12 protein-coding genes are annotated in these 13,821 nt (G+C 67.6%); 10 read left to right on the forward strand and 2 right to left on the reverse strand.

Features of this window, described 5'->3' with window-relative positions:
* Positions 1–75 precede the first annotated feature (75 nt).
* Positions 76–1,443, forward strand: a complete 1,368-nt coding sequence (locus tag BES08_RS14890; RefSeq protein ID WP_008829716.1) for a lipopolysaccharide biosynthesis protein — start codon at positions 76–78, stop codon at positions 1,441–1,443.
* A gap of 33 nt (positions 1,444–1,476) precedes the next feature.
* A complete protein-coding gene (locus BES08_RS14895) occupies positions 1,477–2,697 on the forward strand; it encodes a M20 metallopeptidase family protein (protein WP_069708780.1) in 1,221 nt (406 codons plus the stop codon).
* A 118-nt stretch (positions 2,698–2,815) separates the two neighbouring features.
* Here BES08_RS14895 and BES08_RS14900 read toward each other — a convergent pair whose 3' ends face one another.
* Entirely contained in the window at positions 2,816–3,106 is a 291-nt protein-coding gene (locus tag BES08_RS14900) for a GNAT family N-acetyltransferase (RefSeq protein WP_008829718.1), read from the reverse strand.
* Between the two features lie 61 nt (positions 3,107–3,167).
* Here BES08_RS14900 and BES08_RS14905 point away from each other — a divergent pair, with 61 nt between their 5' ends.
* Together BES08_RS14905 and BES08_RS14910 are read left to right on the forward strand one after the other, a co-directional pair.
* Complete coding sequence (locus BES08_RS14905) at positions 3,168–4,163, forward strand: threonine aldolase family protein (protein ID WP_069709281.1); 996 nt, start codon at positions 3,168–3,170, stop codon at positions 4,161–4,163.
* Positions 4,160–5,068, forward strand: a complete 909-nt coding sequence (locus tag BES08_RS14910) for a DMT family transporter (RefSeq protein ID WP_008829720.1) — start codon at positions 4,160–4,162, stop codon at positions 5,066–5,068. The genes BES08_RS14905 and BES08_RS14910 overlap by 4 nt, the downstream gene beginning before the upstream one ends.
* On the opposite strand, the gene BES08_RS14915 is transcribed toward BES08_RS14910, so the two are convergent.
* Positions 5,033–5,836, reverse strand: a complete 804-nt coding sequence (locus tag BES08_RS14915) for a Rossmann-fold NAD(P)-binding domain-containing protein (RefSeq protein WP_069708781.1) — start codon at positions 5,834–5,836, stop codon at positions 5,033–5,035. The genes BES08_RS14910 and BES08_RS14915 overlap by 36 nt on opposite strands.
* A 171-nt stretch (positions 5,837–6,007) precedes the next feature.
* Here BES08_RS14915 and pepN point away from each other — a divergent pair, with 171 nt between their 5' ends.
* From pepN to BES08_RS14945, 6 genes are all read left to right on the forward strand, one after another.
* Entirely contained in the window at positions 6,008–8,662 is a 2,655-nt protein-coding gene (gene pepN, locus BES08_RS14920; RefSeq protein ID WP_069708782.1) for an aminopeptidase N, read from the forward strand.
* Entirely contained in the window at positions 8,655–9,425 is a 771-nt protein-coding gene (gene pgeF, locus BES08_RS14925; RefSeq protein ID WP_069708783.1) for a peptidoglycan editing factor PgeF, read from the forward strand. The genes pepN and pgeF overlap by 8 nt, the downstream gene beginning before the upstream one ends.
* 906 nt (positions 9,426–10,331) lie before the next feature.
* Positions 10,332–10,865: a ubiquinol-cytochrome c reductase iron-sulfur subunit gene (petA, locus tag BES08_RS14930; RefSeq protein ID WP_008830913.1), complete on the forward strand. Its 534-nt coding sequence runs from the start codon at positions 10,332–10,334 to the stop codon at positions 10,863–10,865.
* A gap of 23 nt (positions 10,866–10,888) precedes the next feature.
* The gene (locus BES08_RS14935) at positions 10,889–12,190 is read left to right on the forward strand and encodes a cytochrome b (RefSeq protein ID WP_008830912.1); all 1,302 of its coding nucleotides are present in this window, start codon (positions 10,889–10,891) and stop codon (positions 12,188–12,190) included.
* Between the two features lie 26 nt (positions 12,191–12,216).
* Positions 12,217–13,056 carry a cytochrome c1 gene (locus tag BES08_RS14940; RefSeq protein ID WP_008830911.1) on the forward strand — a complete coding sequence of 280 codons (840 nt, stop codon included), beginning with the start codon at positions 12,217–12,219 and terminating at the stop codon, positions 13,054–13,056.
* Between the two features lie 106 nt (positions 13,057–13,162).
* Positions 13,163–13,699, forward strand: coding sequence for an adenine phosphoribosyltransferase (locus BES08_RS14945; protein ID WP_036528437.1), 537 nt, complete (start codon positions 13,163–13,165; stop codon positions 13,697–13,699).
* Positions 13,700–13,821: the final 122 nt, after the last annotated feature.

Raw genomic sequence — 13,821 nt, forward strand, 5'->3', positions numbered from 1 at the left:
TCCGAGCCGGCCATACGTACAAGAAGAGCGAGCCCACCCTTGCAACTGACAGCCCCCTCGTCCAAATGCGAGCCAATGTCCGCCAAACGCTACCGCCAGGAGAGTGCATCTCCGCTAGGGCGGATACTCCAGAACACCGCCTGGCTGCTCGGCGGCAAGGGCTTCGGCGCGATTTGCGGCCTGGCGTATCTCGCCATCCAGACGCGCACCCTCGGCCTCAAGGATTTCGGCCACTTCTCGCTGATCTTCGGCACCGCGCAGGCGCTGACCTCGCTCGCAGGCTTCCAGACCTGGCGAGTCGTCGTGCGCTACGGGTCGGAGCATGTCCACGCGAAGGACTGGGAGAAGTTCGGCCGCCTCGGCATGCTGTGCGGCGTGATCGATGCGGTCGGTGCGATTCTCGGCTGCGGGCTGGCGGCGATCCTGATCTTCGGCTTCGCGCATCTGCTCGAACTCAACCCCAGCTTCATCCATATCGCGTTCTGGTACTGCGTCGGCTCGCTCTGGGCGCTGGTTTCAGCCCCGACCGGGATCGTGCGCGCGCTCAACCGGTTCGATATGGCCGTCTATGTCGAGGCGATCGTGCCGAGCGGGCGCCTCGTCGCCGCGCTGATCATCTGGTTCACCGGGCCGACCGTCGGCCGGTTCCTGGCGGCCTGGGCCGCAATCGATATTCTCGAGGCCATCCTCTACTGGACCATGGCCCGCCGCCTCAGCCCGCAGGCGGTGCGGATTTCCTACCTCTTCCAGCTGCGCCGCGCGATCCGGGAGAACCCGGGCGTCACCCAGTTCTTCTTCGTCACCTACATGGGCTCGGCCATCGATGCGGCCATGAAGAACGGCCCGCTGCTGGTCGTCGGCGGCTGGGTCGGCACCAAGGCGGCGGGCCTCTACCGCCTCGCCTCGCAGCTGTCGCAGGCGCTGAGCAAGCTTTCCACGCTGCTGACCCGCTCGGTCTATGCCGAAGTGGCCCGCGTCCGCGTCGCCTCCAAGGCCGAGGAATTCCGCAAGCTGGCGCTCCAGACCAGCCTGATCGCGGGCGGTGCGGGCCTTGCCGTGGTGGCGGTCGCGTACTTCCTCGGCGAGCAGCTGCTGGCGATGATCGGCGGCGATGCCTTCGAAAGCGGCGCCTCGATCCTCATCCCGCTGGCCGTGGCCGCCAGCTTCGACCTTGCCAGCGTGGCGTTCGAGCCGGTGCTGCACTCGACCGGCAAGGCGCGCCAGTCGCTCGTCGCGCGCCTGATCGCGCTGGCGGCGCTGGGCGTGGGCCTGTGGCAGTTCATCCCCATCGGCCCGAGCGGCGCGGCCTGGGCCGTGGCGCTGGCGGGGGCGACCTCCTACGTCGCCATGGGCGTGATGGCGTGGCATACGCTGCGTCAGGTCGATGCGGGCAAGATCATGGTGGGCCTGCCCGATGACGCCGAGATCGGGCCGGAGGAGTAACCCCGGCTCGACAGCGAAGCGTCCGCGCGTATCATGCGCGGTATGACCCTCGTTGCCGAAGCCGCCGCCCTTTCCGACAGCATCGTCGCCTTGCGCCGTGCGATCCACGCCGAGCCCGAAATCGGCCTCCACACCCCGAAGACGCGCGACAAGATCCGCGAGGCGCTGGCGCACCTGCCCCTCGAATGGGCGGAAGGGCCGTCCACCACCGGCCTCGTCGCGACGCTCAGGGGCGGCGCGGGAGAGGGCCGCTCGGTGCTGCTGCGCGGCGACATGGACGCGCTGCCGATGCCCGAGGAAACCGGGCTGGACTTCGCCTCCATCATACCCGGCGTCATGCACGCCTGCGGCCACGACACCCACGTCGCCATGCTTGCCGGGGCCGCGCAGCTGCTCTGCGCGCAGGCCGACCGGCTGGCGGGCGAGGTCCGCTTCATGTTCCAGCCCGGCGAGGAAGGCTACCACGGTGCCCGCTTCATGCTGGAGGACGGCCTGCTCGGCGGCGAGGGCTTCGACCGGCCGCTGCCTGACGCGGCCTTTGCGCTCCACGTCATGCCCAATGCGCCCCACGGCCTGATCGGCGGGCGCGCGGGCGCTCTGCTGGCGGCGGCGGACCAGCTCAGGATCACGGTGACCGGGCGCGGCGGCCATGCCTCGATGCCGCACGATACGATGGACCCGGTGCCGATCGCCTGCGAGATCGTCGGCGCCATCCAGACCATGGTGGCGCGCCGGTTCAGCGTGTTCGATCCCGTCGTCGTCACCATCTCGAAGATCGAAGCGGGCACCGCGCACAACGTCATCCCCGACACCGCGACCATGACCGGCACCATGCGCACGCTTTCCGCCGCCAACCGCGCGCGGCTGAAGGACGAACTGCCGCTGCTCGCCGCCGGGATCGCGGGCGCGCACGGGCTCAAGGCCGAGGTCGAGGTGATCGAGGGCTTCCCGGTGACCCTGTGCGACGCCGGCGCCGTCGATTTCGGCGAGGCCGTCGCCCGCGACCTGCTGGGCGAGGCCGCGTTCCTGCGCCTCGCCGACCCGATCATGGGAGCGGAGGACTTCGCCTACGTGCTGGAGAAAGTGCCCGGCGCGATGTTCTTCCTCGGCGTCAGCCACGAGGGCGCGGACTGGCGCCAGTGCTGCGGCATCCATTCGACGCGCATGATGGTCGACGAAAGCGTGATGCCGCGCGGCGCGGCCTTCCTCGCCGGGCTGGCGACGCGCTTTCTGGCGGATGGGTGGGCCAAGTAACCGTTCGTCATTGCGAGCGTAGCGAAGCAATCCAGGGCAGTTTCGCGCCGCTCTGGATTGCTTCGCTACGCTCGCAATGACGAGTGTGGGTGGGGCTAGGGCCGAGCCCCCGGCGCGCTCACGCCTTCACGTCCGCCCATTCCGGATGCCGCTTGAACGCCACCGCGACGTAGCTGCATGCCGGCTCGATCTTGAAGTGGTTCTCGCGCGCATCGGCGACCATCGCCTCGACCAGCCGCATCGCGACGCCGCGCCCGCCGATCGCCTCGGGGACCAGTGTGTGATCGGCAGAGCGTACCAGACCGCGTTCGGTCCATGTCAGGCGGCCGATATGCTCGCTGTCCGCGACGTGGGCGTGGTACTCTCCGGCCGAGCCGAACTCGTGCTTGGTAATGGTGACGCCGACCATGGGGCGGTTCTCCTCGTTGCGCGCTTGACGGGGCGTGCGCGCGCTCACAGGGCATATGGCCATGCAGTTCACGTCCGACAATGCCGCCGCCGTCCATCCTGCCGTCTGGAAGGCGATGATGGCCGCCGATGCGCCCGACGCGCCCTATGACAACGACGCGCTGAGCCAGCGCCTCGACGCCACGTTCTCGGCGTTGTTCGGGCGCGAGTGCGCGGTGCTGTGGGTGGCGAGCGGGACCGCGGCCAACTGCCTTGCCCTCGCCGCCATGGTGCCACCGCACGGCGCCGTCGTCTGCCACCGCGAGGCGCATATCGAGATGGACGAGGCGGGTGCGCCGGGCTTCTTCCTTCACGGCGCCAAGCTGCTGCTGGCGGACGGGGCCAGCGCCAAGGTCACGCCTGAAACCCTCGCCGCCGTGATCGATCCGATCCGCGACGACGTCCATCAGGTCCAGCCCCATGCGATCTCGATCACGCAGGCGAGCGAGTACGGCTGCGTCTATCGTCCCGAGGAAGTCGCCGCGATCGCCGCTTTCGCGCAGGCGCGCGGCCTTGGCCTGCACATGGACGGCGCGCGCTTCGGCAATGCGACGGCGTATCTGGGCTGCTCTCCCGCCGAGGCCGCAGGCGCGGTCGATGCGCTGAGCTTCGGCTTCGTCAAGAACGGTGGCATGGGCGCGGAGGCCATCGTCTTCTTCGACGTTGAGGCCGCGCGCACGATCCGCTACCGCCGCAAGCGCGCCGGGCACCTGCAGTCCAAGGGCCGCTTCATGGCCGCGCAGATCCTCGCGATGCTGGAGGGCGGCTTGTGGCTGGGCAACGCGCGCGCCGCCAATGCCGCCGCCGCCGAAATCGCCGCTGCCGTGCCGGGCCGCCTGCTCCATCCGGTAGAGGCCAACGAGATCTTCCTCACCTGCACCGCCGCCGAGCGCGAGGCGCTGCGTGCGCAAGGCTTCGCCTTCTACAACTGGGGCGCCGATGCCGCGCGGCTGGTGACGTCGTGGGATGCGAAGGACGCGCACGTCTCCGCTCTCGCCAGGGCATTGGCCGGGTTGTGACCGAGGCGCAGGAGCCCGCTTCCCGAGGCAAGGTGATCTTCGCCTTCCTCGTCGTTACCGCGATCTGGGGCTCGACCTGGCTGGTGATCAAGGATCAGGTCGGATCGGTGCCGCCGACATGGTCGATCACGTATCGTTTCGCGCTGGCGGGTGCGGGAATGCTGGCGCTCGCGCTGCTGCGGCGCGACAGCCTGCGTCTTTCGCGGCAGGGGATGGGGCTGGCGCTGCTGGTCGGGCTGAGCCAGTTCGTGTGCAACTTCCAGTTCGTCTACCAGGCCGAGATCCACCTGACCTCGGGGCTGGTCGCTGTCTGCTACGCGCTGCTGATGCTGCCCAATGCGGTGCTGGCGCGGATATTCCTCGGCCAGCGGGTGACGCCGGGCTTCATCGCGGGCTCGCTGGTGGCGATCGCGGGCATCGCGCTGCTGATGGTTCACGAATACCGCAGCGCTCCGCCCGAGGGCCGCGTCGCGCTCGGCGTGCTGATGACTTGCGCGGGCATCCTCAGCGCCTCCACCGCCAACATCCTGCAGGGCACGAGCCTTGGCCGCGCGCAGCCGATGGTGCCGATGCTGGCATGGGCGATGCTGCTGGGCGCCGCGATCGACGCCTGCTGGAGCCTCGCCACGGTCGGCGCGCCGGTGATGGAGACGCGCTGGGAATACCTCGCCGGGATCGCCTATCTGGCGATTGCCGGCTCGGTGGTGACCTTCCCGCTCTACTTCATGCTGATCCGCGAACTCGGGCCTGGCCGCGCGGCCTACAACGGCGTCGCGGTGCCGGTGGTGGCGATGGGGCTCTCGACGCTGTTCGAAGGCTATCGCTGGACCGGCCTTGCGGTCGGCGGCGCGGTGCTGGCGCTGGCGGGGCTAGTGATCGCGCTGGCGGCGCGCAAGCGCGGCTAGGCCCTCGACATAAGTGGGGTAGCGCGGCCGCCAGCCAAGCACGCGCTTGGCCCTACCGTTCGCGACGCGCCGATTCTCCGCGTAGAAGGCCCGCGCCATGGGTGACAGCTCAGCCTCCTCCAGCGATTGCAGCGGCGGTAGCGGCGTCCCGGTAAGGCGGCACGCTTCCTCCACCAGCAGGTTCTGCGCACAGGGCAGGTCGTCGGCGAGGTTGTAGGCGCCCGGTTGAGCGCTGATCCCGGTCAGCACCCCGGCCGCGATGTCCTCGACATGGACGCGGCTGAAGACCTGATCGGGCAGGTCGATCCGATGCGCGCGGCCCAGCGTCAGCCGTTCCAGTATCGAGCGGCCGGGGCCGTAGATCCCCGGAAGGCGATAGACCCGCGCGCCCAGCGCCAGCCATGCCGCATCGGCTTCGGCCCGCGCTGTGCGGCGGCCGGTGCCGACAGGCGCGCTCTCGTCCACCCACGCGCCGGCGGTATCGCCGTAGACGCCGGTGGAGGACAAGTACGACAGCGCCTTTCCCCTTAGCGCATCGCCATAGCGCTCGAGTACGAAGTCCAGCGGTTCGCCCCGCCCCTCGCGTCCCGGCGGGACCGAGGAGAGCACGTGATCGGCATCCGCCAGAGCAAGGCGCACACTGCCCTCGTCGTCGAAGGCGAGCGTGCCCCCGCTGCCGGTCGAGACCACTTCCCACCCGTGCGCCTCGAACAGTGAGGCGATGAAACCGGCCGTATAGCCGAGACCGAAAATGAACAGGCGGCGCATGGTCCATAGCTAGCGAAGGTAGCGCGCGATGCCCACCCCGCTGCGACTAACTCAGCCTGCGGCTTCGCAAGTCTCGCTCCCCTCCCGCTTGCGGGAGGGGTTGGGGGTGGGCGGATCGCCAATGACGAATCCCCCGCTGGCAATCGGCCGCCGAGCCTCTAAGTAACAGGCATGGACATCGCCAGCAGACCCTCCGAGCCCGCCGAGAACACTCAAGTGGCGGATGCCGCGCCGCCGCCCGCCGCGCCTCCGGTGATCCGGCGCGAGGATTACCTGCCGCCCGCATGGCTGGTGCCTGAGGTCGCGCTGGATTTCCGCCTCGGCCTCGACGCCACTAAGGTCGTCGCCAAGCTCTCGGTCGCGCGCAATCCCGCAGGAAGCGGCGCTTCGACGCTGCGCCTCAATGGCGACCAGATCGCCCCGCTGGCGGTCCGGGTGGACGGCCTCGACGTCAACGACTGGCGCCTCGACGGCTCCGACCTGCTCGTCGAACTGAACGGCGAGGCGCATGCAGTCGAGGTCGAAACCGCGCTCAATCCCGCCGCGAACAGCCAGCTCATGGGCCTCTATGCCTCGAACGGGATGCTCTGTACCCAGTGCGAGGCGGAGGGATTCCGCCGTATCACCTTCTTCCCCGACCGGCCCGACGTGCTGTCCACTTACACGGTGCGGATGAGCGGCGAGAAGGCGCAGTTCCCCATCCTCCTCGCCAACGGCAACTGCACCGCCAGCGGAGAGGGCGAGGACGGCACGCATTGGGCCGAATGGCACGATCCCTGGCCCAAGCCGAGCTACCTCTTCGCGCTGGTGGCGGGAGACCTCGTCGCCAATCACGCGGAATTCACCACCATGGGCGGCCGCAAGGTCGACCTCAACATCTGGGTCCGCCCGGGTGACGAGGACCGCACCCAGCATGCGATGGATTCCCTCGTCAATTCCATGAAGTGGGACGAAGAAGCGTTCGGGCGCGAGTACGATCTCGACCTGTTCAACATCGTCGCCGTGTCCGATTTCAACATGGGCGCGATGGAGAACAAGGGCCTCAACGTCTTCAACACGCGCTATGTCCTGGCCGACCCCGAGACCGCGACCGACGGCGATTACGATGCCGTCGAAGGCGTGATCGGGCACGAATACTTCCACAACTGGTCGGGCAACCGCGTGACCTGCCGCGACTGGTTCCAGCTGAGCCTCAAGGAAGGCTTCACCGTCCTGCGCGACCAGCTGTTCAGCGCCGACATGGGCAGCGAGGCGGTCAAGCGGATCGAGGATGTGCGCGTCCTGCGCATTGCCCAGTTCCCCGAGGATTCCGGCCCGCTTGCGCACCCGATCCGGCCCGATTCCTTCCAGGAAATCAGCAACTTCTACACCGCGACGATCTACAACAAGGGCGCCGAGGTGATCCGCATGATGCGCACCATGGCGGGCCTCGAACGGTTCCGCCAGGGCACCGACCTCTACTTTGAGCGCCACGACGGCGAGGCCGCGACCTGCGAGGATTTCGTCAAGGCGATCGAGGATGGCGCCAGGCTCGATCTCACGCAGTTCCGCCTGTGGTACTCGCAGGCCGGCACGCCGCAGGTTGCTGCCGAGATGGCACATAACGGCACCCAAACGGTACTCAAGCTCACCCAGACCGTCCCCGCCACCCCCGGACAGCCCGAAAAGCAGGCCATGCCGATCCCCTTGCGCGTCGCGCTGTTCGACCGCGACACCGGCACCCATTCGGGCGAGCAGCTGATCGTCCTCGACAAGGACAGCCAGACCTTCACCTTCGACGGTTTCACCCAGCCGCCGGTGCTGTCGATCAACCGCGGCTTCTCGGCTCCGGTGGCGATCGAGTTCGAACGCGACAGCGCGGACCTCGTGTTCCTCGCCGCGCATGACGACGATCCCTTCGCCCGCTACGAGGCGATGCAGGGCCTCGTCGTCCAGCATCTCGTCGCCGCCGTCTCCGGCAAGCTCGATGATGCCGCGCGCGCCGAGGGGCGCGCGGCGATCGGGGAGGCTTACGGTTCGGTGATCGCCGACCCGGCGCTCGACGACCTGATGCGCGGCGAACTGATGATCCTGCCCGCCGAGACCTACCTTGCCGAGCAGCTTCCCGTCTCCGACCCCGGCGCGATCCATGCCGAGCGCGAAGCGCTGAAAGCATGGCTGGGCCGCGAACTCGCCGCCCCGCTTAAGGCGCTCCACGACCGCGCCGTCGCCGTGGCCTATTCGCGCGAGGCGGCGGCGCGCGGCGCCCGCAAGATCAAGACGCAGGCGCTGGTGCTGATCGCCTGCAGCGACCCAGCCGAGGGCGCGCGCCGTGCCTTCGCGCAGTACCAGGCGGCCGACAACATGACCGACCGCCAGGGCGCGCTCATGGTCCTCGCCAGCCTCGACGCGCCGGAGCGGGAGACGGCGCTGGCCGATTTCCACGATCGCTACGAAGGCAATGCCCTCGTCATCGACAAGTGGTTCTCGCTGCAGGCGGGCGCGCTCAATCCGAAGGTGCTGGAGCACATCGCGGCGCTGGCGCAGCACCCCGACTTCACCATGACCAACCCCAACCGCGTGCGCGCGCTCTACATGGCGGCGGCGGCGAACCCCAAGGCGTTCCACGACGCCAGCGGCGAGGGCTACCGCATGATCGGCGACCTGATCCGCCGTCTTGATCCGATCAACGCGCAGACGGCGGCGCGCTTCGTGCCCTCGCTCGGCCGTTGGCGCCGGATCGAGCCGGTCCGCGCGGCGATGATGCGCGCCGAACTGGAGCGCATCGCGGCGCTGCCCGAGCTTTCGCGCGACGTGCGCGAGCAGGTGTCGAAGTCCCTTGGCTGAGCCGGTCGAAGTCAACCGCGCCACTCTGCTCGAAGGTGTCTCCCACGGCTTCCTCGGCCGCCGGGGCGGAGTAAGCGAGGGCGAAGTCGCGGGCCTCAACGTCGGGCGCGGTTCGGGCGATGATCTCGACATCGTCGAACGCAACCGCACGCGGGCGGCCGAAGCGGTGCTGCCCGGCGCGCGGCTGGTCACGGTCTATCAGGTCCACTCGGCCGACTGCGCGGTGCTGGGCGGGGAACCATGGTCCGAGGAAGACCGCCCCAAGGCCGACGCCATCGTCACCGACCGGCCCGGCGCGGTGCTGGGTATCCTCACGGCCGACTGCGCGCCGGTGCTCTTCGCCGACCGCGAGGCGGGCGTGATCGGCGCGGCCCATGCCGGCTGGCGCGGGGCGCTGGGCGGCGTCACCGATGCCACCATCGCCGCGATGGAGGCCCTCGGCGCCCGGCGGGAAAGCATCGTCGCGGCGGTGGGGCCGTGCATCGCGCAGGATTCCTACGAGGTGGACGCAGCGTTCCGCGAGCGCTTCCTCGCCGACGACCTGCCCAATGCGCGGTTCTTCCAGGAAGGGCGGCCCGAGCATTTCCAGTTCGACCTCGAAGGCTACGTGCTATGCCGGTTGCGCCTCGCCGGGATCGCGCATCCCGAGGGTCTGCGGCTGGATACTTATGCCGAGCCCGAGCGGTTCTACTCCTTCCGCCGCGCCACCCATCGCGGGGAACTGAGCTACGGGCGGCAGATTTCGCTGATCGGGCTGGGCTGAGGGTGTACCTTCGTCATTGCTTCGCTGCGCTCGCAATGACGAAGAAGAATGATTCACGCGGAGGCGCAGAGGTGTAGCGCTTGCGGCAGCGAGCCTTTCCTTTCATCGGTGCGTTTTCCTCACCATTGGAATGGGGAGCGAGTTCACGGCGTCACCCAACACCTCTGCGCCTCCGCGTGAACCCGTTTTTCTGCTTTTTATCGAGCGGCAGCTTCCGCCGCGTTGGGGACCTTGTGTATCCTCCCTGTTCCGCAGGAATGGGGAGGGGGACCGCCGACGAAGTCGGTGGTGGAGGGGGAGAAACCCCTCCGTCAGCCCTGCGGGCTGCCACCTCCCCATTCCTACGGAACAGGGAGGATAAAGCAGCTGCTTCCTACCCAAATCCGCCGTCACCCTGAACTTGTTTCAGGGGCCATCAGGCCGATCGCCCATTTCGTGAGCGGCTAAATCGAAGGTGCGGTTTTCGCCTTCCGGCTTCGGCGCCAGCTGCCCGATGGATCCTGAACCAAGTTCAGGATGACGAAGGCAGGGGCGCAACATCGGCGTCTCACTGATAGGCCCTTAACCCGCTCAGGCTGAGCTTGTCGAAGCCCCCCGAGGCCGAGCGCTGCGGCCTGCCATGCTTCGGCAGCCCGAACGCGCCATCGCCACCGTCCCACCCCGAAATCACCGGTATCGCCAAGCCGATCGGCCTAACTTCCGTCCGTTACAGTAGCTTGCCTTGACCAAAATCAAGGTTGGCACAGGCGACGTTCATGTATAACAGAAGCCCCAAAGCCGGGAGATTCATGGGTTTTGCCCATGGCTCGCAACCGGTACGGGGGATACCAGGATACCATTCGGTCTGATAGACCTCCTGCCGCACCTCCGGCAGAGAGGGTTGTCGAAAGCAAGGCAAGGGCAAACATGGCAGAAACAGAGGGCGTAAGGCGGCGCGATTTCATCAACATCGCCGCAGTCAGCGCTGCAGGCGTTGCAGGAATCGGGATCGTCGTCCCGCTCGTGAGCCAGATGTCGGCATCGGCCGACGTTCTCGCGGCTTCCTCCACCGAAATCGATATCTCGGCGATCCAGCCCGGACAGGCGATCAAGGCGGTGTTCCGCAAGCAGCCCGTCTTCGTGCGCAACCTGACCCCGCACGAGATCGAGGCCGCCAACAAGGTGGACGTCGCCTCGCTGCGCGATCCCCAGACGCTGGAGGAGCGCACCAAGGAGGGCAAGGAGAACTGGCTCATCACCATGGGCGTGTGCACCCACCTCGGCTGCGTGCCGCTGGGCGCCGGCGAAGGTGAAGTGAAGGGCGAGTTCGGCGGCTACTTCTGCCCCTGCCACGGTTCCGCCTACGATACCGCGGCGCGCATCCGCAAAGGCCCCGCGCCCAAGAACCTCGAGGTGCCGAAGTACGAGTTCTCGTCCGACACCGTCGTCAAAATCGGCTGAGCCCAAGAGAGAGGATCAAGAACATGAGCTTTCCCTGGGCAAAGCACTACACCCCCGCGCATCCCTTCATGAAGTGGATGGACGACAGGCTGCCGATCCCGCGCCTCGTCTACAATGCCGTGGGTGGTGGCTACGAGGTTCCGCGCAACCTCAACTATTTCTGGAACTTCGGTTTCCTTGCGGGGCTCTGCCTCGTGCTGCAGATCGTCACCGGCATCGTCATGGCCATGCACTACGCGGCCAATACCGCCGTGGCGTTCGACACCATCGAGATGACCGTGCGCGACGTGAACTGGGGCTGGCTGATGCGCTATGCGCACGCCAATGGCGCCTCGGCCTTCTTCGTCGTCATCTACATCCACATCTTCCGCGGCTTCTACTATGGCTCGTACAAGGCCCCGCGCGAAATGGTGTGGCTGCTGGGCGTGGTGATCTTCCTGCTGATGATGGCCACCGCCTTCATGGGCTACGTGCTTCCCTGGGGCCAGATGAGCTTCTGGGGCGCCAAGGTCATCACCGGTCTGTTCGGCGCGATCCCCTTCGTGGGCGAGCCGTTGCAGCAGTGGCTGCTGGGCGGTTTCGCGCCTGACAACGCCGCGCTCAACCGCTTCTTCTCGCTCCACTACCTGCTGCCCTTCGTGATCCTGGGCGTGGTGATCCTGCACATCTGGGCACTGCACATCCCCGGCTCGTCGAACCCGACCGGCGTGGAAGTGAAGTCCAGCTCGGACACGGTGCCGTTCTACCCCTTCTACGTCGCCAAGGACGGCTGGGCGATCGGCGTCTTCGCGATCCTCTTTGCGATCGCGGTGTTCTACTTCCCCAACGCGCTCGGCCACCCGGACAACTACATTCCGGCGAACCCGATGAGCACGCCCGCGCACATCGTGCCCGAATGGTACTTCTGGCCGTTCTACGCGATCCTCCGCGCCTTCACGCAGGACTTCTTCTTCATCCCGGCCAAGCTGATGGGCGTGCTCGCCATGTTCGGCGCGATCCTGGTGTGGTTCTTCCTGCCCTGGCTCGACAAGTCGCCGGTGCGTTCGGGCGGCTACCGTCCGCTGTACCGCAAGTTCTTCTTCTTCGGCCTGATCCCGGCGATGCTGGTGCTGTTCTACTGCGGCGGCGCCGCGGCGGCGGAGCCCTACGTGATGATCTCGCAGCTGGCGGCGCTCTACTACTTCGCGCACTTCCTCATCATCATCCCGGTGGTCTCGGCGATCGAAAAGCCGCTGCCGCTGCCGTTCTCGATCACCGAATCGGTGCTCGGCAAGGATGACGAGGCCGTACTCGACGTTTCCGCCGCCCCGGCTTCGGCCGTCTGATCCAGCCAGAACGAAAGACGAAAGACATGGCACGCATTCTCTCGATCCTCGTCGGGCTGTTCTTCACGGTCGCGCTGGCGTGGTCGTTCGGCAAGGGCGCCTACACGCAGATCACCGAACCGCCCGCAGCGACTGCCGAGCACGAGTTCCACCTGCACCCCAAGGAACTCCACCTCGCCAGCGACGGCCCCTTCGGCAAGTTCGACAAGCAGCAGCTGCAGCGCGGCTTCCAGATCTACAAGGAAGTCTGCTCGGCCTGCCACTCGCTCAGCCACGTCGCCTTCCGCGACCTGGCGGCGCTGGGCTATTCCGAAGGCCAGGTGAAGGCCATCGCGGCGGGCTTCCAGGTCCCCGGCGTGGACCCCACCACCGGCGAGGCGAACACCCGTCCGGGCCTGCCGACCGACTACTTCCCCAAGCCCTTCGCCAACGACACGGCCGCGCGCGCCGCGAACAACAACGCGATCCCGCCCGACCTCTCGCTGATGACCAAGGCGCGCCACGAAGGCGGCCCCTACGTCTACTCGCTGCTGACCGGCTTCCAGGCCCAGCCCGCCGCGTTGCTCAAGGAGTTCCCGGACGCCAAGACGCCTGACGGCCTGCACTACAACCCGTACTTCGCGAACCTCAACCTCGCGATGGCGCCGCCGCTGACTGCCGACGGCCAGGTGGAATACAGCCCGGGCAACCCGAAGCCGACGGTCGACCAGATGGCGAAGGACGTCTCGGCCTTCCTCGTCTGGACCGCCGAACCGAAGCTGGAGAAGCGCAACCAGACCGGCCTTGCCGTGGTGCTCTTCCTGATCTTCGCGACGGTGCTGGGCTATATGTCCTACCGCAACATCTGGGCGGGCAAGAAGCACTGATCCAAGAAGCGCTGACGTAAGCGCTTCCACCTGCTAAGGGCTCCGGCGCCCCGCCATCCACGGTGATGGCGGGGCGCTTTGCTTATGAGCTGCCGGAGATGCAAAAGTGACCGTCGAAGACCTCCGCCAGCTGGTGCGCACGATCCCCGACTTCCCCAAGCCCGGAATCCTGTTCCGCGACGTCACCACCCTGATCGGCGACGGCCCCGGCTTCGCAGCGGCGGTGGGGCACATGGCGGACCGTGCCGAAGCGGCCGGGGCCGAGGTGATCGCCGGGATCGAGGCGCGCGGCTTCGTGTTCGGCGCGGCGATGGCGGCGCGCATGGGCCTGCCCTTCGTGCCGGTGCGCAAGCCGGGCAAGCTGCCGGTCCCGGTCCTCGCGATCGACTATGCGCTGGAATACGGCACAGACACGCTGGAGGTCGATCCGGGCGCGGTGCCGGACGGCGCCCGCGTGGTGGTGATCGATGATCTCATCGCCACCGGCGGCACGGCGCTGGCGGCGGTGGAACTGTTACGCCGGGCAGGGGGTGAGGTGGTGCATTCGCTCTTCGCCATCGACCTGCCTGACCTCGGCGGCGCGCAGCGGCTGCGCGATGCAGGCGTTCCGGCCGAGGCGCTGATGGCCTTCGAGGGGCATTGAGGCGCTAAGGGAAAAAGCCCGCCCCTGCCCCCTCCCGCAAGCGGGAGGGGAATGAGAGGTCGGGTTTCCCCCTCCCGCAAGCGGGAGGGGCAGCGAGACTTAGTCCGCAGGACTTAGTCGCA

This window comes from Novosphingobium resinovorum (genome assembly GCF_001742225.1).
GTDB lineage: Bacteria > Pseudomonadota > Alphaproteobacteria > Sphingomonadales > Sphingomonadaceae > Novosphingobium > Novosphingobium resinovorum_A.